The sequence below is a fragment of the Amycolatopsis stemonae genome (assembly GCF_054781455.1).
Window position 1 is genome coordinate 166,371 of sequence record NZ_BAAGUJ010000002.1, and the last position, 21,809, is coordinate 188,179.

Here is a 21,809-nt window from a genome sequence, read left to right on the forward strand (position 1 = left end):
GAAACTTTCGGTGACTATGGCGACTCGCACGATCCGACGATCGCACCCGATCCTGGCGGCCGCGTGACACGGCGGCCAACGCTTCCGGAACAGATCGGCTACGACATGTCATCTCAAGGTCGTGTCCCGGAAACCAGGCTGGCCCAGACTAAGCAGGCATGACCCTCTTGTCCTCCCGGCCGCCGCGGCCCGTCGAGCCCGGCCTGCTGTCGAGGGCGCTCGAAGTGGCCGGGCGGCTGGCCAACGACGCCACCGACGTGATCACCGCGACCGCCGGCCGCGGTGCGCACCCCTCGACACTGGATTCGCCGTTCGACTGGGTCACCGACACCGACCGCATCCTGGAGCGGCACACCCGGCGCGTGCTGACGGCGGAGTTCCCGGGCATCCCGGTGGTCGGCCACGAGTTCGGCGCCGACCACGGCGCGGACGTCGCCGAGTACCGCTGGGTGGTGGACTCGGTGGACGGCACGGCGAACTACGTCGCGGGCGTGCCGTGGTGCGCGTACAGCCTGGCGCTGGTCGACGCGTCCGGACCGGTGGTGGGCGTGGTGGCGGACCCGTACCGGGCCCAGATCTACGCGGCCGCGCGCGGACGAGGGGCCCGCGCGAACGGCAAGCCGGTCCAGCTGGCCGACCGCTGCGTGACGGCGGGCGCGATCGTCTGCACGGAGCTGGCCCGGAAGGGCCCGTGGCCGGGGATGGGCGGCTTCATCGAGCGCGCGGCGGCGGCCCACGCCGGGGTCCGGGTACTGGGGTCGGCGGCGTTGTCGATCGCCCAGGTCGCGCTGGGGCACGCGGCCGCGGCGGTGCTGCACAGCTACCACGAATGGGACGTGGCGGGCTCGGTGGCGATGGCCATCGAGGCCGGCGCGGTGGTGCTGGACAAGCACGGCGAGGACACGGCGCTGCCGACGGACGGCCTGCTGGTCGCGGCCCCCGGAGTGGCGGACGAGGTGCTGGGCTGGTGGCAGGAGACGGCCCACGCGGGATGAACTTTCCCGTGAAACTGACGCTCCGGGTCAGGCCGGGGCGGGCACCTTCGTGCGCTTGTTCACCCGGCGGATCCACCACAGCAGCGGCCCGGCCACCAGCCACGTGAAGAACACGAAGCTCCCCAGCGGCAGCAGCGTCAACGTCGCCGAGCGACCCGCGACCCGGGCCAGCTCGGGGTCCGACGCGTCGTACTCGATGCGGACCAGCTGACCGGCGGCCAGGCCGTCCGGGTACAGGACGCCGTTCGACGGGCTGTGGACGATGCCGTCCGGGGTTTCGAAGTGGATGATCGTGCGGTCGAACGCCACCGAGTCCACGGTGGCGTTCGCCGTGCCCAGCTGGGCTTCGATCGCGCCGTCGTTGCGGATCGCCGCGAAGAGCAGGCAGACGCACATCACGGTGAGGAGCGAGGCGACGCCGAGGGTGGCCCACCACCCGACGCGCCTCACCCGCTCACCTCTCGTGCTCACGCCGCGAGCGTAGCGGCTACCCCGCGTGTTCCGCGGCGAGGTTCCGGTGGTTCTGCTGGATCTGGTCGAACGACTTGGGCTTCACCGAGGCCGTCCGGGCCGCGAAAGCCGCCGCGCCGTTCGGGCCCACGGACGGCTTGCCCGCGGTGTACAGCCAGGTCTGGAACAGGTCGTGCAGCGGCTTGCCCGAGACCTTCTCCGCCAGCGCGATGAAGTCCAGGATCCGCCCGTTCGACCCGCCCCGCTGCGCCTGCCACGTCTTCAGGATGGTGAAGAACGCGTCGTCGCCCACGGCGGTCCGCAGCGCCTGCAGCGTCAGCGCGCCGCGGTCGTAGACGGCGTTGTCGAACTGGTTGTCGGCGCCCGGGTCGGCCGGGACGAGCTTCCACAGGTCGCCGTCGGCCGGGTTGGAGTCGTACGTGTACTGCGCCAGCTCGGCGACGGTGCCCTCGCCCTCGTGCTCCGACCACAGCCACTCGGCGTAGGACGCGAAGCCCTCGTTCAGCCAGATGTCGCTCCAGCGGCCGAGCGAGACGTTGTCGCCGAACCACTGGTGGGCGTTCTCGTGCGCGATCAGCGTCGTGTTCGAGCCCGCGCGGAAGTTGCGCACGCCGTAGGTCGGCCGGGTCTGGTTCTCCAGCGAGAACGTGATGCCGCTGGTCACGACACCGCCTTCGGCCTCGAACGGGTACGGGCCGAACTGGGTGGCCAGGAACTCGTCGATCTCCGGCGTCCGCTCGACGCTGGCCTTCGCCGCGTACAGCGAGTCGCCCAGGTCGGAGCCGTACGCGGTGATGAACGGCTTGCCGTCCGGGGTCGTCGACTGGTTCAGCTCGTACTTGCCGACGATGAACGACGTCAGGTACGTGGCCTGCGGCTTCGTGCTGCGCCACTGCCAGCGCGTCCAGCCGGCGCGGCTCTTCTGCGTCCGGACCAGGGTTCCGTTGGTGACGGCAACGTTGTCGTCCGGAGCTTCGATGGAGACGTCGTAGGTCGCCTTGTCGGTCGGGTGGTCGTTGGCCGGGAACCACCACGCCGAGCTCTGCGGCTCGTCGACGCCGAGCGCGCCGAAGGACCCCTTCTTCCACGCGTTCAGCCCGTCGACCTTCTCCGTCGACGGCGTGTCCGAGTAGGCGACGACGACGGTCGCGGTCTGGCCCTTGAGCAGCGGCTGCGCGGGCGTGACGACGAGTTCGCCGTTGCCGGTCTGGTTCGTGAACTGGGCCGGGCGGTTGTTCACCCGCACGCTCGACGCCTTCAGCGCGAAGTCCAGGTCGAACCGCGACAGGTCCTGCGTGGCGGTGAGCAGCAGCGTCGTCGTCCCGGCGAGGACGTCGGTCGCGGGCTGGTAGGTCAGGCGGATGTCGTAGTGCAGGACGTCCGTGCCGCCGTTGCCGGCGTTCGGGTAGTAGGGGTCACCGACACCGGGTGCGCCGGGCGCCGGGGCCGCACTGGCGGTACCCACGAGCAGCACCGAGGCGACGCCGGCCGCGAGCGCGCCGAGGCCGGTGCGAGTTCTTGCACGCATTCGAATCCCTCCAACGGGTGAGGATCAGCGCGCTCGAACGTAGCCAGCCAAGAAGGGGCCAGGTACAGCCGAAGGAAGGTTCTTGCCTACTGGGATCAAGATCGGAAACCGCTTGACGTGGCGTTATGTCCCAATCAGCCGGCCGAGACCGCGGTGGACACCGCCGCCCGCAGGCGGGCGTGCAGGTCACGGTGCCGCGACCGGTCGACGCGCACCTCGACGACCCGCAGACCCGGCGCCGGCCGCAGGGCCGCGCGGAACTCCGTCAGCGTCTCCGCCACCACGTGCGGCACCCGGTACCCCGCGCACAACGCGCCGAGGTCGGCCCCGTGCGGCGTCCCGAAGACGCGCTCGAAGCTCGCCGCGTGCTCGGGCGCGCCCTGCTCCAGCAGCGAGAAGATGCCGCCGCCGTCGTCGTTGCAGACCACGATCGTCAGGTCAGGGCGCTGCTCCGCGGGGCCGGTCAGCAGGCCGGACGCGTCGTGCAGGAACGTCAGGTCGCCCAGCAGGGCGTACGACGGGCCGCGGTGGACGTACGCCGCGCCGATGGCCGTCGAGACCGTGCCGTCGATGCCCGCGACGCCGCGGTTGCGGTGCACCAGGACGTCCGGGCGCAGGCGGCCCGCCAGGGCGACGTCGCGCGTCGGGTTGGACGAGCCGACCACCAGCAGCGAGTCCGCCGGCAGCGCGTCCACCAGCTCCGACGCCAGGCGCAGGCCCGAGGGCCACGGCTCCGCGGCCAGCACCGACGCCACCGCCGAGGACGCGGCCGCGTCGGCGCGGCGCCAGCTCGCCAGCCACTCCGGGTCGGCCGGCTTCGTCGGCTCGTCGAACCACTGCCCGACCTGCCGGACGTTGTGCGCGGGCGCCGGCCAGTCCGAGTCCGGGCGGACCAGCAGGACCTCGACGTCGGCGTCCGAGATCACCTTCTGGATCTGCCGGAACACCGTCGGCCGGCCGAGGCAGAGGACCTGCTCCGGCTTGTGCTTGGTGATGAACTCCTCGACGCCCAGCAGCCACGCGCCGGACGAGATCGCCGTGCCGCCGGACAGGCCAAGGCCGCCGGTCTCCGACACGACCGGCCAGCCGTGCTGCTCGGCCCACTCGCTGGCGGCCTGGACGCCGGTGTCGCACGCGATCACCAGGCCGTGGCGCGCCGAGGGCACGACGAACGACGGCAGCGCGCCGAAGTCCGGCAGCTCGGTCCAGCGGGAGCCGTCGGGACGGCCGTCGAGGGACTCGTACCACTCACCGGTAGCACCACTGTCGTCGAGGTCGGGCACGAGGGGTTCGCGGAACGGGATGTTCAGGTGCACCGGGCCGCAGCGCCACTCGCCGTAGGCGGCGTTCCACGCCCGGCAGATCTGGCTGCGCCAGTACGAGTTCTGGCCGGCCCGCCGCTCGGCGACGGCCAGCTCGTCGAAGTAGCGGACGGCGTCGCCGTAGAGCTGGTGCTGGTCGATCACCTGCGACGCGCCCGCGGCCCGCAGCTCGGGCGGCCGGTCGGCGGTCAGCACGATCAGCGGGACACCCGCCCGGTCGGCCTCTAGGACGGCGGGGTGGAAGTTCGCGGCCGCGGTGCCGGACGTGCAGAGCACGGCCACCGGGCGGCCGGTGCGCGCGGCGATGCCGAGCGCGAGGAACGCGGCGCCGCGCTCGTCGATGCGGACGTGCAGCTGGAGCTTCCCGGCGGCCGCCGCGTCGTACAGCGCGATGGACAGCGGCGCGTTGCGGGAGCCCGGGCAGAGGACGACGTGCGAAACGGTGTTGCGGACGAGTTCGTCGACGATGACCCTGGCCTGCGCGGTGGAAGGGTTCACCGGCAGGCCTCGCATCCATCGAGATCAGATATGTCCACAGGTCCTATTCTCCCAAACGTGGATGACGCCCGAGTTTCCGAGCTGTTCGATCCGGCCGCGTGGACCGAGGTCGAAGGTTTCGCCTTCACCGACATCACCTACCACCGCTCCGCTGAGAACCGGGGCGGCAAGCGCGTCGTGCGCATCGCGTTCGACCGCCCGGAGGTCCGCAACGCCTTCCGCCCGCACACCGTCGACGAGCTCTACCGGGCGCTGGACCACGCCCGGATGAGCTCGGACGTCGGCTGCGTCCTGCTCACCGGCAACGGCCCCTCGCCCAAGGACGGCGGGTGGGCGTTCTGCTCCGGTGGTGACCAGCGTATTCGCGGACGCTCCGGCTATCAGTACGCGAGCGGCGAGACCTCCGACACGGTGGACCCCGCGCGGGCCGGCCGGCTGCACATCCTCGAGGTCCAGCGGCTGATCCGGTTCCTGCCGAAACCGGTGATCGCGGTCGTGCCGGGCTGGGCCGCGGGCGGCGGGCACTCCCTGCACGTCGTGTGCGATCTCACGCTCGCCTCGGCCGAGCACGCGAAGTTCAAGCAGACCGACGCCGACGTCGGCTCGTTCGACGGCGGCTACGGCTCGGCCTACCTGGCGAAGATGGTCGGCCAGAAGTTCGCCCGCGAGATCTTCTTCCTCGGCCGCGAGTACTCGGCCGAGCAGATGCACCGGATGGGCGCGGTGAACGCCGTCGTCCCGCACGCCGACCTCGAAAAAGAGGCGCTGACCTGGGCGTGGGAGATCGTCGGCAAGTCGCCGACGGCCCAGCGGATGCTGAAGTACGCGTTCAACCTCACCGACGACGGCATGGTCGGCCAGCAGCTGTTCGCCGGCGAGACCACCCGGCTGGCGTACATGCAGGACGAAGCCGTCGAAGGCCGTGACGCGTTCCTGCAGAAGCGCGACCCCGACTTCAAGGACGTCCCCTATTACTACTGAACTGCTCCCGATCGGACTCGACGGCTCTCCGGAGGCGCTCGAGTCCCTGAAGAACGCCATCGCGGACGCGCTGGGCGGCGGCCCGGCCGTGTTGCCGTTCACCGACCCGGCACTGCGGGACGCGATGGCGCCGGACGAGCCCGCCGAGCCGGACACCGCCGTGGTCATCGCCACGTCGGGGTCGACCGGCGCACCCAAGGGCGTGCTGCTGTCGGCCCGCGCCCTGATCGCGTCCGCCGAAGCCACGCACCTGCGCCTCGGCGGCCCCGGGCAGTGGCTGCTGGCCACGCCGGCGCACTACATCGGCGGGCTGCAGGTGCTGGTCCGGTCGCTGCTCGCGGGCACCGAACCCGCCTTCCTGACCGGCACCGGCTTCCGGCCGGACGACTTCGCGGCCGCGGCGGCGGCGCTCGACGGCGGCCCGCGCTACACGGCGCTGGTGCCCACCCAGCTCGTCCGCCTGCTCGACGACGGCGGTGCGGGGCTGGCCGCGGCGAAGACGTTCGACGCGATCGTGGTCGGCGCGGCCGCGACGTCGGCCTCCCTGCGGGACCGCGCGGCCGACGCCGGCGTCCGGATCGTGCCCGCGTACGGGATGAGCGAGACGGCCAGCGGCTGCGTCTACGACGGCTTCCCGCTCGACGGCGTCGAGGTCGACGTGACAGGCGACCGGATCCGCATCGCGGGCGACGTCCTCGCCCACGGCTACCGGCGCCGGCCGGACCTGACCGCGGCGGCCTTCCGCGACGGCTGGTTCACGACGTCCGACCGCGGGGTCCGGCACGACGACGGCCGCATCGAGGTCCTCGGCCGCGCCGACGACATGATCAACACCGGCGGCGTGAAGGTGTCCGCGCACGCGATCGAACGGGTCCTCTGCGCACAGCCGGGCGTGCGCGACGCGTGCGTCGTCGGCGTGCCCGACCCGGAGTGGGGCGAGGCCGTGGTGGCGCTGGTCGTCCCGGCCGGTGAACCCGGCGACCTGCGCGCCGCGGTCCGGGCCGAGCTGGGCGCCGCGTCGACGCCGAAGCACGTCGAATACGACGCCGAGCTGCCGCTGCGCGGACCGGGCAAGATCGACCGCGAGGCCGTGAAAGCGCGACTTACGTCGGGTTCGCGCGGCTGAATGGCGGGACCGCCGTTGACATGCACGGGGTGCACCCGCTTGGCTACTCACCATGACGCGCTGGATCAGAACCGCTTTCATCGGCGCCGCCGTCACGCTGGGGGTACTCCTTCCCGCGGGCGCGGCCTTGGCTGACGGCCCCGGGGCCGACCCCAACAGCGGCCAGCTGACCTGGCAGCTGCCCACCACGAACTGACTCCCCGGGTTCCCGTCGCCGGGTGATCGAGATGGCGTTGAATGGCGCCATGGCGACAGTGAGCGAATGGATCGAGGGGGCCCGGCCCCGGACGCTGCCGAACGCGGTGGCCCCGGTCGTGGCGGGCGTCGGCGCGGCGATCGCGCTGGACGGGTTCTCGTGGTGGCGTTCGGTTCTGGCGCTGCTGGTCTCGCTCTCGCTGATCGTCGGCGTCAACTACGCCAACGACTACTCCGACGGCATCCGCGGCACGGACGAGAACCGCGTCGGCCCGCTGCGGCTGGTCGGTTCCGGCGTCGCCGCGCCGAAAGCCGTGCTGCGGTCCGCCCTGGCCGCGCTGGGCCTGGCCGGGGTGCTGGGCCTGGTCCTCGTGCTCTCCAGCGGGCACTGGTGGCTGCTGGTCATGGGCGCGCTGTGCATCCTCGGCGCGTGGTTCTACACGGGCGGCAAGAAGCCCTACGGCTACTACGGTTTCGGCGAGATCGCCGTGTTCGTGTTCTTCGGGCTGGCCGGCGTGCTCGGCACGGTCTACGTCCAGGCGGGCCGGGTCAGCTGGGCCGCGCTCGCCTGCGCGGTGGCGGTCGGCTCCTTCTCGACGGCGGTCCTGACGGCCAACAACCTCCGCGACATCCCGACCGACATCGAGTCCGGCAAGCGCACCCTCGCCACGCGCCTGGGCGACGGCGGGACCCGCCGGCTGTACCTGGTGCTGCTCGCGGTGCCGTACGTGCTGAGCATCGTCCTCGGCATCGACCGGCCGCTGGTGCTGATCACGCTGGTGACGGCGCCGATGCTGCTGAAGTCGGTCCGCGCGGTGGGCAGCGGGCAGCAGGGGCGCGCGCTGATCCCGGCCCTGCGGGACACGGGCTTGGCCATGCTGGCGTGGGCGATCCTGGCCGCGGTCGCGCTGAGCTTCTAGACCTCGATCAGCCGGAGGTCGCGGGCGGCGACGAGCGCCGCGGCCCGGGTGTGCACCCGCAGCTTGCGGAACAACGCGCCCTGCAGGTTCTCCACCGTCCGCGCCGAAATCCCGAGTTCCGACGCGGTCTGGCGGGTCGTGTGGCCGGAGCCGATGGACGTCAGGATCTCGCGCTCGCGCCGCGTCAGCGACAACGGGTACGGCCCCGGCGCCTCGGCCGGCGCACCGACCAGGCCGAGCCGGACGGCGTGCGCGACCGCGTGCGCCTGGCTGTGGACGTCCAGCTTCGCGAAGATCTGCTGCTTGTGGTTCTCGACGGTCCGCGGGCTGATCCCGAGCACCGCCGCTCCCGTGTGGTCAGCGGCGGCGTCCGGGCCGGCTCGGAGCTCTGCTTGATCACGTCGAGCAGGACGCGCAGGCCGCTGCCGTACGGCACGACGGCGGCCGTCCCCGCGGCCGGCACGGCGGGGTCGTCGTCGCACAGGCCGACCAGGCGGACCGGCGAAGGCAGGGGGCCCAGGTCCCGCGCGTCGGCCTCGAAGACCGCGACGTCGGGGGTGCGGCCCTCGCACACTTCGGCCAGCCGGGTGCGCGACGGCACGGCGCCGACGACGGCGACCCCGGGCACGCGCGCCAGGTTGTCCGCGAGCAGCTCACGGAACAGGCGCGCGGCGGGATCAGGTAGTTCTGCCGCCGGGTCGCCGTGATGAAACGTTCCAGGCCGTGCTCTTCCTCCGCCAGGTCGAATTCGTCCAGCAGATCCACGGAAGCCTGGCTGCGCCGGAGGTCCGCGAAGAAGTCGGCGCTCGGGAAGAACCCGGAGAACTGCAGCTTCGGCGTGTTCCACCCGCCGCGGACGTCCATCGCGTCGAACCCGGGTCCGTCGATGCGGAGGTGGACCGGCCGGCCTTCGGCAGTCCGCCGCGCATGCCGAGGGTGCGCGGGCCGCCGCCGTCGAGGAACGGGTCGGCCGGGTCCTCGGGGACCTGGGGCGGTGACTGGAACACGTACTGCAGCCGCTCGGCGAAGTTCTCGCGGTGGTCGACGTCCTCGTCGGGGTCGCGGCCGTCCACGTAGAACTGCTGCAGGTCGAGCAGGACGTGCGAAAGGTGTTGCACCGCACCGTTGTCGAAGTACCCGCCCGACTGCGCGGTCGTCAGCCGGATCCCGTGCCCGCCGGCGAAGGTGACGTCCTGCGGCGGCGCGCTCGCGTCGACCTGACGAACGACGCGAACGCCAGCCTGCCGGCGTCGGCCAGGTACCCGCGGCAGCCCCATCTGCACGAACATCGCGCGCGACGACGTGATCGTCATGCCCGCGTCGAACCGCGGCGAGGCGATCGGGCGGCCGACGAGCCGGCCGCTGCCGCCGAGCCACGCGACGACGTCGGCCACGTAGCTCCAGTCGTCGCCGCGGATCGTGAACAGGACGTCGTTGTCCTCCAGCACCAGCGGCACGGTGAACTCGGGCCGCCGCAGCTCGAGGACGCGCGCCCCGGGCGCGACGTCGGTGGGTCCGGCGAGCGTGCGCGGCATGTTCGCGTTCACCAGCGCCGCGGGGAACCGCGCGAAGTAGCTGTCGCTGTAGGCGACGTGCGTGAAGACGCCGCCCGGCGCGTACGGGTAGTTGCTTTCGATGGCGCGCAAAGCGCTTTCCATCCGGCCGGCGTCCGCTTTGGACGGTGCCCGGCTCAGCCGCGCGGTGACGAACGTGGTGTGGATCGGCGGCATCCCGACCGGGACGCCGTCCATCGTCTGCGCGGGCGGCATGAACGGTCCGAGGTCGAACTGGACGTCGGGGAAGGCGACGTCGGTGTCGGCCCAGGCCAGGCGCACCGGCAGCCGGGCGAAGCCGGACACCAGGTCGAGCGTGCCGAGCGCGGCCATCGCCCCGGCGACGACCCCGGTGCGGTGCAGGGCGGTCCGGCGGTCGACCGGACGGGACAGGATAGGGACGATGCTCGCTCCCGCGTCACCGCCGGAGCGGTGCGCGAGCGGGCACTTCGACACGGGACGTTCCGGGACAACGGACACGGCGACCTCCGGGGACCCGCCGCCCCTCGTCGGCGCGGAGCCACCGTAGATCTTCCCGCGCCATGACGAGAAGAACCTGGGTATGCGGGGAAACCCCAGGTACCCGGCCGTCCACAAGGGATCAGTCTTCGGGGACGAACTTCCCGGTCGTCAGGAACTCCTCGAACAGCGCCGCGTGCGGCGCCAGGTCGAGTCCCTGCTGGTCGAGCCACTCGTCGTTGTAGTACGTGTGCGCGTACCGCTCGCCGCCGTCGCACAGCAGCGTCACGACGCTGCCCGCCTGGCCGTCCTCGACCATCCGGGAGATGAGCCGGAACGCGCCGTAGAGGTTCGTGCCGGTCGAGCCGCCGGCCCAGTGCCCGGTGCGCTCGCGCAGCAGCCGGATGGCCGCCAGCGAACCGGCGTCGGGGATCCGGAACATCTCGTCGATGACGCCGGGCACGAACGACGGCTCGCAGCGCGGCCGTCCGATGCCCTCGATCCGCGACGGCATGCCGGTGGCGTAGTCGAGCGCGCCCGTCTCCCAAGCGCCGTAGAACGACGAGTTCTCCGGGTCGACGACGCAGATCTTCGTCGTGTGCCGCTTGTAGCGGACGTACCGGCCGAAGGTCGCGCTCGTGCCGCCGGTGCCCGCGCCGACGACGATCCACGTCGGCACCGGGTGGCGCTCCGAGCGCATCTGCGCGAAGACGGACTCGGCGATGTTGTTGTTGCCGCGCCAGTCCGTCGCGCGCTCGGCGTAGGTGAACTGGTCGAGGTAGTGGCCGTTGCACTCGGCCGCGAGCCGCTCCGCCTCGGGGTACATCGCCGGCGCTTCGTCGACGAAGTGGCACTCGCCGCCGTAGAACTCGATGAGCGCGACCTTCTCCTTCGACGTGCGCCGCGGCACGACGGTGATGAAGCGCAGGCCGAGCATGCGGGCGAAGTAGGCCTCGGACACGGCGGTCGACCCGCTGGAGGCCTCGACGAGCACGGTGTCCGGCCCGATCTGGCCGTTGACGAGGCCGTACAGGAACAGCGAACGGGCCAGCCGGTGCTTGAGCGAGCCGGTCGGGTGAACGGACTCGTCCTTCAGGTAGAGGTCGATGCCCCACTCCGGAGGCAGCGGGAAGACGTGCAGGTGGGTGTCGGCGCTGCGGTTGGCGTCGGCCTCGATGATCCGGACGGCCTCGCGGACCCAGCTGCGCGCGTGGCTCATTCGGTGCGGCCGGGGGTGTCGCCGCGCAGCTGCGCCCGCAGGTCGGCGCGGGCCCGGGCGCGCTTCTCGTTGCGCTTAGCCAGGCCGGCCGTGACGCGGGCGTTGAGCGGGCGGAACAGCAGCAGGCCCAGCGGCAGCCCGACGACCAGGCCGACGACCAGCGCGACCAGCAGGGGCACGGTCGCCAGGGTCAGGCCCCACGCGATCACCCCGACCAGCACGAACCGCGCCAGGAGGTACAGCGTCAGGTCACGCGGCAAGTTGGTGCTCACATCAACGCAGGTTACGCCCCGCCCGCACGGTCCTTCTGCAGGCCCGCGTTGTTCGGACGGCCTTCGAAGCGCGTCGAGAGCACGACGGTGGTGTTCGTCCGCCCGACGCCGGGGATGCGGCGGAGGCGGCCCAGCGTGCGCTCGAGCTCGTCGACGGTCGGCACGCGCACCTTGACGACGAAGGCCTCGTCCCCGGCCACCGCGTAGCAGCTCTCGACCTCGTCGAGCTCACCGAGCGCGTCGGCGACGTCTTCGTCGGTCGCGGTGTCGGTCGGATGGATGCCGACGAGGGCGGTGACGCCGAGGCCGACCGAGCTCGGGTCGACGACCGCGTGGTAGCCGGTGATCACGCCGGCGGCCTCCAGCTTGCCCACGCGCTCGTGCACCGACGACGCCGACAGCCCGACGGCCCGCCCGAGATCGGCGTAGGTGGCCCGTCCGTTGATGCGCAAGGCCGCGATGATCTTCCGGTCCAACTGATCCACGGGATCACTCTATGCGGTTGGACAATCCCCCATTGGCACCACGCCCGGCCGCCGATGCCCCGGTGGAATGACGTCTTCGCACGTCACGTCACCGGAAATTTAGTTGCAGAACGTAAGCAAGGTGTCCGTTTTGACCTTTAAGGGCTCTTTACTCTTGGACAACCGTTCGAGTACCCGACGGGTGAAGTGCAACGATTGCCGTGTTGGCTACCCCGGCGGAACGGGCCAGAAGGGCCCGGACGCCTCCGGTATAGCAGTGAGGTCGTTAAGGAGGCGGAAAATGACCGCGACGATGGGCGGACGCCTGCTCACCCCTGGCGAGGTGGCGGCGCTGTTCCGGGTGGACCCGAAGACGGTGACCCGGTGGGCGACGGCGGGCCGGATCGGCTCGATCCGCACCCCGGGCGGGCACCGGCGGTTCCGGGAGTCCGAGGTCAACGAGCTCCTCGCGGAGCTGACCACGGACGCCAGCGAACCGGCTCGCAAGGCCTGATCCACCTGGACGCCAGGGCCGTGACGGGCACGGGGGACCTCCCCCGCCCCGCCGCGGCCCTTCGTGTTTCGCGGTCCCCGCCGCCGCGGGTGCCCCGACGGACGATGTTCCGACGCCGCGGGGATGGACCGCGCCCGGCGAACCCCCAGCCGCGCCCGGGCCCGCACGGCGAACAGGCCCCGCCGCAGGTGCGATCAACAATCCTGCGCGGCCACTCCCGCCGGCCCCCGGCCCGCGCGGCGAACAGGCCCCGCCGCAGATGCGATCAATGATCCTGCGCGACCGCTCCCGCCGGCCCGCGCGGCACTCGCAGCCCGTTCGAGCGCTGTCGCAAGCCGTTCGGGTACTTCTGCGCCGAATCGCCCGGGTCGCGAGGCCTCACGGCTTCCTGCGAACCATCCGCGCAGCGGAGCCGTATTCAGGTAATGGGAAACCTTTTCCCGCCCCGGTGCGGCCTTTCGTGTTCCGGTCGTCACCCCGCTCGACGGGGTTCGGGCCGAAACCCGGTCCGACGGGTTAACCTCGGGGGACCCACACGGAAGGATCCGGCATGCTCGCTCTGCTCGCGGCGGTCGGCGCGCTGGTCGTCGCCCTGCTCCTGTGGCGGTCGTTCGCCGGCCAGCGGATCGGGGTCACCTCGGCTCCGCGCCGGGCCCCGATCGCCCCGGACGACGATCCCGATTTCCTGCGCCAGCTGGCCGAACAGCAGCGCAAGCGCCGGGACGAAGACGACTAGCGGTAACCCTGCGAAAGCGGGGTCGCGAAGCCGTCGGCCACCGTCGCCGCCAGGTCCAGCAGGGCCAGGCGCGTGTCACCCGAAAGCCGGTCCAGCTCGATTTCCGCGCCTTCTTCCAGGTGCGGGTCGAACGGGATCTTGCAGACCGCCCGGACCTTCGCGCCGAAATGCGCCGAAAGCTTGTCCAGGTCGACCGAGCCGCCCTTCGGACGGACCGAGTTGATCACCGCGACCGAGCGCTTCACCAGCTCGCCGTAGCCGTGGGCCTCGAGCCAGTCCAGCGTCGCCGACGCGCTGCGGGCGCCGTCGACCGAGCCCGACGACACCACGACCAGCGCGTCCGCGACGTCCAGGACGCCCTTCATCGCCGAGTGCATCAGGCCGGTGCCGCAGTCGGTGAGCACGATGTTGTAGAAGTGCTCCAGCAGGTTGACCGTCCGCCGGTAGTCGTCCTCGGAGAAGGCCTCGGAAACGGCCGGATCCTGCTCGCTCGCGAGGATTTCCAGCCGGCTGGAGCCCTGGGACGTGTACGACCGCACGTCGCTGTAGCGCGTGATGCGGGCCGCGTCGCGCAGGAGGTGGCGGACCGTCGCCGTCGTCTCCAGCGGGAGCTTCTGCGACAGCGTGCCGCGGTCCGGGTTGGCGTCCACCGCCACCACGCGGTCGCCGCGCAGCGAGGCGAACGTCGCGCCCAGCGTCGTCGTCACCGTGGTCTTGCCGACGCCGCCCTTGAGCGAGAGCATCGCGATCTTGTAGCACCCGCGCAGCGGCTGGTTGACGCGCGCGATGAGGTCGCGGCGCTGGGTGTCCGCCGGGCTCTCGCCCGGGTTGATCAGCTTGCCGGACCCGACGTAGACGGCCTTGCGCCAGCCGGACTGCGGCGGCCGCTTGACCTGCTTGACCAGGTGCGCGGTCGACAGGTCGTGGCCGTGGCCCTGCGGGGGCGCCGCGTGCCGGCCGCCCTGGGGCTGCGGGAGCCCGGACGGCTGCTGCTGCGGGTACTGGCCCTGCGCGTACTGCGGCTGCAGCGGCGGCAGGTTCTGGTCGTAGCCGTACTGGCCCTGGGGCACCTGGTGCGGGCCCGAAACGGCCGGGTTGGGCACCTGGTGCGGGCCCGACACCGCGGGGTTGGGCACCTGGTGGGGCCCGGACACCGCGGGGTTGGGCGGCGGCGTGACGGCCTGCGTCGGCTGCACGTCGTAGGCACCCGAGGTCTCCGGATGCGGGTGCGAGTCCGTCCGGTCCTCGGCGAACAGCCCCGGCTGCTGCTGCGGCGCAGCGGCCGGCTCGGCCTGTTCGGGGTGGCCAGGAGCCGATTCTTCATTGGGTCCGGTCACCGGTGTAAACCTCCGCGCACTCCGCCCGACATCACTCCCCCTGAGGACGACGGTAGTCGGCGGCCCCGCGTTCTGCTCAGCCCACCCCGGCGTACGAGTGCAGGCCCGCCGTGACGAGGTTCACGAAGAACAGGTTGAAGATCATCGCGGCGAACCCGACGATGTTGATCGCCGCGGCCCGGGCCCCGCGCCAGCCCGCGGTCGCCCGCGAGTGCAGGTAGGCTGCGTAGATCACCCAGGCGATGAACGCGACGGTCTCCTTGGGGTCCCAGCCCCAGAACCGGCCCCAGGCCGACTCGGCCCAAACCGCGCCGCACAGGACGCCGAAGGTGAAGACCGGGAAGGCGAAGATGGTCGTCCGGTAGGCGATCCGGTCGAGGACGTCGGCCGCGGGCAGTTTCGACGCGAACCGGGCGAACTTCGTCTCGTCCTTCTCGTAGGCCGAGCGGAACAGGTACAGGACGCTCGCGACACCCGGCACCAGGAACACGCCGGAGCCGATGATGGCCGCCGAGACGTGGATGACCAGCCAGTACGACTGGAGCGCGGGCTGCACCGGCGCGGCCGTGGTGTACAGCAGCGTGCCGTTGATGAACATCAGGATCACGACGGGCAGCAGCAGGAAGCCGGTGAGGTGGCGGACCGGGAACTTCCCCATCACGACGATCCAGGTGACCACCGTGATGAAGGTGACCGCCATGCCGTACTCGTACATGTTGCCCCACGGCGCGCGGTGCACGGCGAGCCCGCGCAGCACGATCGCCGACAGCTGCAGCAGCGCGCCGAGCACGAGCAGCGACGCGCCCATCTTGCCGATCCGCTCGGGACGGCCGGTCGTGCGCTGCGCGGCCTCGGCCTCCTCGGCCGGCGGCCCGCCGGCGCCGACGAGCTCGCGCGCGCGGAGCTTCGCCCGCTCGGTGGCGAGCCGGCCCTTGGCGCCGAAGCCCTGCTCGACCAGCGTCATCATCAGGGCGACGACGTAGATCGCGGCGGCGGTGGTGTACAGCCAGTCGCTGTAGGTCGACAGCGTCTCGTTGATCGGCATGCCTCAGCCCTTCTGACCACTGATCAGGCGTTCACTGATCCGGTGGAACTCTTCGCCGTACCCCGCCTGGTCGGTGCGGGCCAGTCCGGCGACCTCGATCACGGTACCCGGGTCGTCCTCGGTGCCCGGCTTGACCCGGACCCACAGCCGTCGGCGCTTGACCAGCAGGGACGCGCCGAGGCCGAGGAACATCGCGATGGCGAAGCCGAGCACGAACCCCTGCGTCGGGTCGTGGGAGACCTGGAGGGAGACCCAGTGGTTGACGCCGTCGAAGCGGATCTTCGTGCCGTCGTCCAGCGTGATCTCCTGGCCGACCTTCAGGTTCTCGCGGGCGACCTTCTTGAGCCGGCCGTCGTCCACGAGGGACTGGTCGATCTCGAACACCGACTGGCCGCGCCCGGCGTCCAGGCCGAGGTCGCCGCGCATGATGTCGACGGCGACCGCGGGGTCCTTCACCTCCGGCGCCGAGGACGTCAGCACGTTCCCGTGCATGAACGCCGTCGGCGCGAACAGGCCGGTGATGGCGAGCTGGCGGGTGCGCCGCTGCACCTCGTCGGTGATGCCGGGCTGGTCGAACTTCGTCGCGCCCTCGGCGAGCATCGTCGTCGGGTCGACCGTGCGCCACTGGGTGTTCTGGGTGCGCTTCTCCCCGTTCGGGAAGGTCACCGTGAACTGCGGCGAGTTGCCCTGGCCGAGCAGGTAGACGCGGTCGCCCGCGGTGCGCAGCGGCGAGTTGACCTCGAGGCCGTAGGGCTTCCAGGTGTTCGTCTCCAGGTCCTCGCCGGACTGGTACTGGATGTTCGAGTGGTAGTACTCCGGCTCGCCGGCCGGGGTGTACCGCACGGTGAAGTCGTTGATCTTCACGCAGAACGGGTCGAGGTCGGTGCCGTCGACGCGCAGGCCCGCGTTGAAGGAGTCGTAGTTGTAGATGCCGGAGTTGCAGAACGTGCTGCCGTCGGCCTGGACGATGACCTGGCCCTCGTAGCCGTACAGCTTGCCCAGCGCGAAGAACACGATCAGGCCCAGCATGCTGAAGTGGAAGAGCAGGTTGCCGGTCTCGCGCAGGAACCCGCGTTCGGCGGAGATCGTGCGGACGCCGTCGGCTTCCTCCCGCTCGACGCGGCGCCAGCCGGACAGTCGCTTGTGGACGGCCGCGATCTCGGCGTCGACGTCGGACTTGCCGCGGCCGAGCCGGTAGTGCGGCATCCGGGCCAGGTTGCGCGGGGTCAGCACCGGCTTGGCGCGCATCGCCTTGACGTACTCGAAGGTGCGCGGCGTCAGGCAGCCCACCAGGGAGATCATCAGCAGCAGGTAGATCGCCGAGAACCAGATGCTGGAGTAGACGTCGTAGAACTCGAGCTTGTCGAGCAGGGTGCCCCACCAGCCGTGCGCGCTGATGTACTCGTCGACCTTGGGGGCGTTGAGCTTGCGCTGCGGCAGGAGCGCGCCCGGCAGCGCGGCCAGGGCGAGCAGGAACAGCAGGACGAGCGCGGTGCGCATCGACGTCAGGCCGCGCCAGGTGTTGCGGAGGAAGGCGAAGGCGCGCTTGACCGGCGTGTTGTGCGGCGGTTTCGGGGCCGCGGGCGGCGCTTCCGTGGTGGTCACAGCGGCAGCTCCAGGTTGCCCGCTAGCTCGTTGCGCAGCCAGCCCATCAGATCTCCCCACACGCCGGTGACCAGCAGGATGCCGACGATCATCAGCAGCGCGCCGCCGAAGACCTGCACCTGGCGGCCGTGCCGGCGGACCCAGTCGGTGGCGCGCACGGCCCAGCGGGCGCCGAGCGCGATGAGCAGGAACGGCAGCCCGAGGCCGAGGCAGTAGACGGCGATGAGCAGGTAGCCGCGGACCTCGGCGCCGCCGGTCGCGCTGGCCAGCGTCGTGACGGCCGACAGCGTCGGGCCGATGCAGGGCGTCCAGCCGAGGCCGAAGATCGCGCCGAGCAGCGGGGCGCCCCAGACCCCGCCGCCGGGGACGCGGTGCGAGCGGACCTCGCGCTGCAGGCCGGGGATCCAGCCGAGGAACACCAGCGCCATCGCGATGGTGAGGACCCCGCCGATGCGCTGGAGCAGGTCCTGGTTGACCACGAGGGTGTCGGCCAGCCAGACGAGGGTGCCCAGCGTGGCGACGAAGACGACGGTGAACCCGAGCACGAACAGCAGCGCGGCGCCCAAGACGGCCCAGCGGCCCTTCTTGCGGTCTTCGTCCGCGCTGACCGCGGGGGCGTCCGCGCCGACCAGCGCGGCGAGGTACGCGAGGTACCCCGGCACGAGCGGCACCACGCACGGCGAGGCGAAGGAGATCGTTCCGGCCAGCAGCGCGACGCCCGCGGCGAGCAGCAGCGGTCCGGAGATCGCCAGCTCGGTAACGGAGTTCACCCCGTTGAGGGTAGGCAGTGAGGTCCCGGTGAGAACTCCGGGGCCGGTTCACAGGACCTCGGTCACAGCAGTTCAGGACCTTGGTCCCGCGGGTTCCGCCGCTGCTTCCGCGGGGGCCCACCACCCCGAAGCCCAAATTGTGACTACCGCCGGCGGTGTTCTGGCTTCGGATCGGGGTGGTTGGGGTCTGGGTGGGGTGCCAGTTCTGCCTCCGGCCGCCGGAGAAGACCCATGGGCGCTTGCTCAGGCTTCCGTGTTCAGGCGCTGGGTCACCGGGAGGAGGTCCTGGGCCAGCACCGGCCGCAGGAACACCGCCGCCACCCGGTGCTGCTTGTCCAGCACGATCGTCGACGGGATGATGTTGCGGGGGTAGCCGCTCAGCTTGAGCAGTACCCGGCCGTCCGGGTCGTAGATCGAGGGGTACGTCAGCTTGCGGTCGCGGACGAAGTCCTGGGCCACCTCGCGTGCCGGGTCGCGGACGTCGATGCCCACCACCTGGACGCCCTGCTTCGCGACCGCCTCCATCTCCGGGACCTCCGTGCGGCACGGTCCGCACCACTGGCCCCACAGGTTGAGCACCACGACCTTGCCCGGGTAGTCCGCGAGCGACAGCTGCTTGCCCTCGTTCATCAGGTCCTCGCCCGCCAGCACCGGCGCGGTCTGGCGCTGGGCGAGGTCGTAGGTGATGTCGACCTTGCCGCCCGGGGAGACGAAGCTGAAGCTGCTCCCCTGCACCACCGCGTCCTTGCCGCTGCTGCACCCGGCCACGGCCAGCACGACGAGCGCCGCGCCAAGAAGCCGTTTCATGCCCCGGTCACCTTCGGGTCGGTGGTGCCCGCCGGCTCGCTGTAGACGATCTCGCGCAGCTCGTCGCCGTCGAAGACCAGCGACGTCAGCGACGCCAGCGAGCACTGGCGGCGGCGCGGGTCGTGCCACAGCTTCTTGCCCTCTAGGAACCGCCGGAGCGTCCAGATCGGCAGCTGGTGCGAGACGCACAAAGCTTCGTGCCCGAGCGCCGCCTCCCGCGCGCGGTGGACCGCGCCCAGCATCCGGTGCGCGATCTCGAGGTACGGCTCGCCCCACGACGGCTTGAACGGGTTGACCAGCTTCGGCCAGTGCTTCGGCTCCCGCAGGGCGCCGTCGCCGACCGCGACGTGCAGGCCCTCGAACTGGTTGCCGGCCTCGATCAGGCCCTCGTCGGTCGCGATGTCGAGCCGGTGCGCCGAGGCGATCGGGCGGGCCGTCTCCTGCGCCCGCTGCAGCGGCGACGCGACGACGTGCACGAGGTCGTGGCCGGCGACGGCCTCGGCGACCGTGAGCGCCTGCCGCTGTCCGCGCTCGGAGAGCCGGTAGCCTGGCAGCCGGCCGTAGAGGATCTTCTCGGGGTTGTGCACTTCGCCGTGCCGAAGCAGGTGGACGACGGTGGTCACTTGACCGCCTCCGCCGCCGCGCGAGCCGCCGCGGGCAGAGCCGCTTCGATCACCGAGAACGCTTCGTCGTCCATCGCCGCGTTGACGAACCAGGCCTCGTACGCGCTCGGGGGCCCGTACACGCCCGCGTCGAGCAGCGCGTGGAAGAACGCCGGGTAGCGCCAGGTCTCGGACGCCTGCGCGCCCGCGTAGTCGCGGACCGGCCGGTCGCCGAAGAACACGCTGACCAGGTTGCCCGCGTACTGGACGTGGTGCGCGACACCCGCGTTGCCCAGTTCGCGGTGGAAGAGGTCGCCGAGGCGCTTCGCGTTGGCGTCGAGGGCCGCGTACACGGCGTGGTCGGCCGCGCGCAGCGTCGCGAGGCCGGTGGCCACCGCGACGGGGTTCCCGGACAGCGTCCCGGCCTGGTAGACCGGCCCGCCCGGGGCGAGCTTGGCCATCACGTCGGCGCGGCCGCCGAAGGCCGCCGCCGGCAGCCCGCCGGACATCACCTTGCCGAACGTGTAGAGGTCGCCGGCCACGCCTTCGAGGCCGAACCAGCCCGCGCGCGAGACGCGGAAGCCGGTCATGACCTCGTCCATGATGAGCAGGGCGCCGTGCTCGCGGGCGATCTCCAGCAGCCCGGCGTTGAAGCCTTCGTCCGGCGCGATCGCGCCCATGTTGCCGGCCGCGGCCTCGGTGATCACCGCGGCGATCTCCCCCGGGTTGTCCACAAAGGACTTCCGGACGGCGTCGAGGTCGTTGTAGGGCAGCACCAGCGTGTCGGCGGCCTGCGCCCCGGTGACGCCCGGCGACGTCGGCAGCCCGAGCGTCGCGACGCCGGAGCCGGCCTGCGCGAGCAGCGCGTCGACGTGACCGTGGTAACACCCGGCGAACTTCACGACCTTCGAGCGGCCGGTGAACCCGCGGGCCAGCCGGATCGCGCTCATCGTGGCTTCGGTGCCCGAGTTGACCAGGCGCACCTGCTCGACGGGCTCGACGCGGTTGATGATCTCCTCCGCCAGCTCGACCTCGCCGATCGTCGGCGTGCCGAACGACAGCCCGGACACCGCCGCCGCGCGCGCCGCCTCGACCACCGCCGGGTGGGCGTGGCCCAGGATCATCGGCCCCCACGACGACACCAGGTCGACGTAGCGGTTGCCGTCGGCGTCCCACAGGTGCGGGCCCTCGCCGCGGACCATGAACCGCGGGGTGCCGCCGACCGAGTTGAACGCCCGGACCGGCGAGTTCACCCCGCCCGGGACGGCCGCCTTCGCGCGTTCGAACCATGCCTTGGACTGCTCGGTTCCGTTGCTCACCTGTCCAGTGTGGCAAACCCGCCTAAGATGGCCGGACGCCGCCCGGGAGGGGAACAGCCGGTGACCGAACGTGTCCCGCAGCGCAACCCGTGGCTGGTGCTGGCCTGCTTCTTCGGCGTCGTCGCCGTGGTCGCGGTCGTCGGTGCCCTGGCCGCCGTCTCGGCCAAGGACGTCTACGCCCGGCTCGAGCTGCCGTCGTGGGCGCCGCCGGCCGGCCTGTTCGGTCCGGTATGGACGGTGTTGTACGTCATGATCGCGCTGGCCGGCTGGCTGTACTGGCGCACGGACGGCGAGACGCGGGGCTTCGCCGCGTACGGCATCGGCCTTCTGGCCAACCTCCTGTGGACCCCGCTGTTCTTCGAGGGCGGCGCGGCGAAGGCGGCGCTGGTCGACATCGCCGTGCTGGACGTCGTCGTGGTCGTGACGATCGTCCTGTTCGGCCGCCGCTCGAAGGCCGCCGCCGCGCTGCTGGTGCCCTACCTGGCCTGGATCCTCTACGCGACGGCCCTCACCGCCGCGATCGTCGTCCTGAACTAGCGCGCCGCCTGCTGGGTGATGGCCTGCGCGGTCACCGTGCCGTCCTGGCCCGCCTGGCCCTGCACGACCACCGTCGCGCCCGGCTTGAGGTCGGCCAGCTTGCCCGGCTGGGTGACGCCGACCGTGGTCGAGTCCGATGTGGACACCTTGACGTCGTCGCCCTGCACGGTCTTGACGTAGACAGTGGTGCCGTCGACGCGGTCGACGGTCCCGGTGGTGCCGCGGCCGCCCCCGCCGCGGAACCCGCCGCCCTGCTGGCCGGTGCCCGCCTGCGTGCCCCCGGCCTGGGTGCCGCCGTTCTGGCGCGCCGACGGCGTCGACCCGCTGCCGGACGACGAGCCGAACGCCGCGTGCGTCCAGGCCCCGCCGCCGAAGGCGATCGCGAGGACGACCAGCCCGGCCAGCACCAGCGTCGTGCGGGAGAACGGCTTCGCGGCCCGGCGCATTTCGGCGTTGAGATCCCCTTCGACCGCCGGGCTGGCGACGATCTCCTCCGCGGTCGGCGGGTTCGTGGTGGAGGAAGACATGCGAAGA

24 protein-coding genes are annotated in these 21,809 nt (G+C 71.7%); 8 read left to right on the forward strand and 16 right to left on the reverse strand.

The features are described from left to right. The first annotated feature begins 158 nt into the window (after positions 1 to 158). A complete protein-coding gene (locus tag ACYVLJ_RS06790; protein WP_451982663.1) occupies positions 159 to 995 on the forward strand; it encodes an inositol monophosphatase family protein in 837 nt (278 codons plus the stop codon). Between the two features lie 27 nt (positions 996 to 1,022). Here the strand turns inward: ACYVLJ_RS06790 and ACYVLJ_RS06795 are convergent, their stop codons facing one another. The 3 genes from ACYVLJ_RS06795 to menD form a co-directional block, all read right to left on the reverse strand. After that, positions 1,023 to 1,466 carry a DUF3592 domain-containing protein gene (locus ACYVLJ_RS06795; RefSeq protein ID WP_451982666.1) on the reverse strand — a complete coding sequence of 148 codons (444 nt, stop codon included), beginning with the start codon at positions 1,464 to 1,466 and terminating at the stop codon, positions 1,023 to 1,025. Positions 1,467 to 1,482: 16 nt separating this feature from the next. Then, positions 1,483 to 2,994 carry a M1 family metallopeptidase gene (locus tag ACYVLJ_RS06800; RefSeq protein WP_451982668.1) on the reverse strand — a complete coding sequence of 504 codons (1,512 nt, stop codon included), beginning with the start codon at positions 2,992 to 2,994 and terminating at the stop codon, positions 1,483 to 1,485. 134 nt (positions 2,995 to 3,128) lie between these two features. Next, positions 3,129 to 4,814 carry a 2-succinyl-5-enolpyruvyl-6-hydroxy-3-cyclohexene-1-carboxylic-acid synthase gene (menD, locus tag ACYVLJ_RS06805; protein WP_460438082.1) on the reverse strand — a complete coding sequence of 562 codons (1,686 nt, stop codon included), beginning with the start codon at positions 4,812 to 4,814 and terminating at the stop codon, positions 3,129 to 3,131. A 57-nt stretch (positions 4,815 to 4,871) separates the two neighbouring features. Between menD and ACYVLJ_RS06810 the strand changes: the two genes are divergently transcribed. From ACYVLJ_RS06810 to ACYVLJ_RS06825, 4 genes are read left to right on the forward strand one after another with little or no spacing between them, the layout of a single operon-like run. After that, on the forward strand, positions 4,872 to 5,795 hold the full coding sequence (locus ACYVLJ_RS06810) for a 1,4-dihydroxy-2-naphthoyl-CoA synthase (RefSeq protein ID WP_451982674.1): 924 nt from the start codon (positions 4,872 to 4,874) through the stop codon (positions 5,793 to 5,795). 1 nt (position 5,796) lies between these two features. Next, positions 5,797 to 6,921 (forward strand): o-succinylbenzoate--CoA ligase, encoded by a 1,125-nt coding sequence (gene menE / locus ACYVLJ_RS06815; protein WP_460438612.1) that lies wholly within the window; start codon positions 5,797 to 5,799, stop codon positions 6,919 to 6,921. A gap of 52 nt (positions 6,922 to 6,973) precedes the next feature. After that, entirely contained in the window at positions 6,974 to 7,117 is a 144-nt protein-coding gene (locus ACYVLJ_RS06820) for a hypothetical protein (protein WP_460438083.1), read from the forward strand. 49 nt (positions 7,118 to 7,166) lie between these two features. Continuing rightward, complete coding sequence (locus tag ACYVLJ_RS06825; protein ID WP_460438084.1) at positions 7,167 to 8,036, forward strand: 1,4-dihydroxy-2-naphthoate polyprenyltransferase; 870 nt, start codon at positions 7,167 to 7,169, stop codon at positions 8,034 to 8,036. Here the strand turns inward: ACYVLJ_RS06825 and ACYVLJ_RS06830 are convergent. The 5 genes from ACYVLJ_RS06830 to ACYVLJ_RS06850 form a co-directional block, all read right to left on the reverse strand. Then, positions 8,033 to 8,377 carry a response regulator transcription factor gene (locus ACYVLJ_RS06830; RefSeq protein WP_460438085.1) on the reverse strand — a complete coding sequence of 115 codons (345 nt, stop codon included), beginning with the start codon at positions 8,375 to 8,377 and terminating at the stop codon, positions 8,033 to 8,035. The two genes, ACYVLJ_RS06825 and ACYVLJ_RS06830, sit on opposite strands and share 4 nt — an antisense overlap. 336 nt (positions 8,378 to 8,713) lie before the next feature. Then, positions 8,714 to 10,069, reverse strand: coding sequence for a DUF7405 family protein (locus ACYVLJ_RS06835; RefSeq protein ID WP_460438086.1), 1,356 nt, complete (start codon positions 10,067 to 10,069; stop codon positions 8,714 to 8,716). Positions 10,070 to 10,190: 121 nt separating this feature from the next. Further along, entirely contained in the window at positions 10,191 to 11,267 is a 1,077-nt protein-coding gene (cds1, locus tag ACYVLJ_RS06840) for an L-cysteine desulfhydrase Cds1 (protein WP_451982686.1), read from the reverse strand. After that, positions 11,264 to 11,539 (reverse strand): DUF4229 domain-containing protein, encoded by a 276-nt coding sequence (locus tag ACYVLJ_RS06845; protein WP_451982689.1) that lies wholly within the window; start codon positions 11,537 to 11,539, stop codon positions 11,264 to 11,266. Before ACYVLJ_RS06845 ends, cds1 begins: the two co-directional genes overlap by 4 nt. An 11-nt stretch (positions 11,540 to 11,550) precedes the next feature. After that, entirely contained in the window at positions 11,551 to 12,024 is a 474-nt protein-coding gene (locus ACYVLJ_RS06850) for an Lrp/AsnC family transcriptional regulator (RefSeq protein ID WP_451982692.1), read from the reverse strand. Positions 12,025 to 12,304: 280 nt separating this feature from the next. On the opposite strand from ACYVLJ_RS06850, the gene ACYVLJ_RS06855 reads away from it, so the two are divergent. Together ACYVLJ_RS06855 and ACYVLJ_RS06860 are read left to right on the forward strand one after the other, a co-directional pair. Then, entirely contained in the window at positions 12,305 to 12,517 is a 213-nt protein-coding gene (locus ACYVLJ_RS06855) for a BldC family transcriptional regulator (RefSeq protein ID WP_072474890.1), read from the forward strand. 550 nt (positions 12,518 to 13,067) lie between these two features. Then, complete coding sequence (locus ACYVLJ_RS06860; RefSeq protein ID WP_451982695.1) at positions 13,068 to 13,253, forward strand: hypothetical protein; 186 nt, start codon at positions 13,068 to 13,070, stop codon at positions 13,251 to 13,253. Here the strand turns inward: ACYVLJ_RS06860 and ACYVLJ_RS06865 are convergent. The 7 genes from ACYVLJ_RS06865 to hemL all read right to left on the reverse strand — a co-directional run bounded on the left by ACYVLJ_RS06865 (position 13,250) and on the right by hemL (position 20,738). Next, positions 13,250 to 14,590, reverse strand: a complete 1,341-nt coding sequence (locus ACYVLJ_RS06865) for a MinD/ParA family ATP-binding protein (RefSeq protein ID WP_460438087.1) — start codon at positions 14,588 to 14,590, stop codon at positions 13,250 to 13,252. The genes ACYVLJ_RS06860 and ACYVLJ_RS06865 overlap by 4 nt on opposite strands. Positions 14,591 to 14,666: 76 nt before the next feature. Beyond that, positions 14,667 to 15,635: a cytochrome C assembly family protein gene (gene ccsB, locus ACYVLJ_RS06870; protein WP_460438088.1), complete on the reverse strand. Its 969-nt coding sequence runs from the start codon at positions 15,633 to 15,635 to the stop codon at positions 14,667 to 14,669. 3 nt (positions 15,636 to 15,638) lie between these two features. Beyond that, complete coding sequence (gene resB, locus ACYVLJ_RS06875) at positions 15,639 to 17,240, reverse strand: cytochrome c biogenesis protein ResB (protein ID WP_460438089.1); 1,602 nt, start codon at positions 17,238 to 17,240, stop codon at positions 15,639 to 15,641. Then, positions 17,237 to 18,010, reverse strand: a complete 774-nt coding sequence (locus ACYVLJ_RS06880; RefSeq protein WP_451982707.1) for a cytochrome c biogenesis CcdA family protein — start codon at positions 18,008 to 18,010, stop codon at positions 17,237 to 17,239. Before ACYVLJ_RS06880 ends, resB begins: the two co-directional genes overlap by 4 nt. A 243-nt stretch (positions 18,011 to 18,253) precedes the next feature. Next, the gene (locus ACYVLJ_RS06885; RefSeq protein ID WP_460438090.1) at positions 18,254 to 18,817 is read right to left on the reverse strand and encodes a TlpA family protein disulfide reductase; all 564 of its coding nucleotides are present in this window, start codon (positions 18,815 to 18,817) and stop codon (positions 18,254 to 18,256) included. Then, a complete protein-coding gene (locus ACYVLJ_RS06890; protein ID WP_460438091.1) occupies positions 18,814 to 19,440 on the reverse strand; it encodes a histidine phosphatase family protein in 627 nt (208 codons plus the stop codon). The genes ACYVLJ_RS06885 and ACYVLJ_RS06890 overlap by 4 nt, the downstream gene beginning before the upstream one ends. Beyond that, positions 19,437 to 20,738, reverse strand: a complete 1,302-nt coding sequence (gene hemL / locus ACYVLJ_RS06895) for a glutamate-1-semialdehyde 2,1-aminomutase (RefSeq protein ID WP_460438092.1) — start codon at positions 20,736 to 20,738, stop codon at positions 19,437 to 19,439. The genes ACYVLJ_RS06890 and hemL overlap by 4 nt, the downstream gene beginning before the upstream one ends. Positions 20,739 to 20,798: 60 nt before the next feature. Here hemL and ACYVLJ_RS06900 point away from each other — a divergent pair, with 60 nt between their 5' ends. Continuing rightward, on the forward strand, positions 20,799 to 21,275 hold the full coding sequence (locus ACYVLJ_RS06900) for a TspO/MBR family protein (RefSeq protein WP_451982719.1): 477 nt from the start codon (positions 20,799 to 20,801) through the stop codon (positions 21,273 to 21,275). On the opposite strand, the gene ACYVLJ_RS06905 is transcribed toward ACYVLJ_RS06900, so the two are convergent. Continuing rightward, entirely contained in the window at positions 21,272 to 21,802 is a 531-nt protein-coding gene (locus ACYVLJ_RS06905; RefSeq protein WP_460438093.1) for a hypothetical protein, read from the reverse strand. The two genes, ACYVLJ_RS06900 and ACYVLJ_RS06905, sit on opposite strands and share 4 nt — an antisense overlap. Positions 21,803 to 21,809 lie beyond the last annotated feature (7 nt).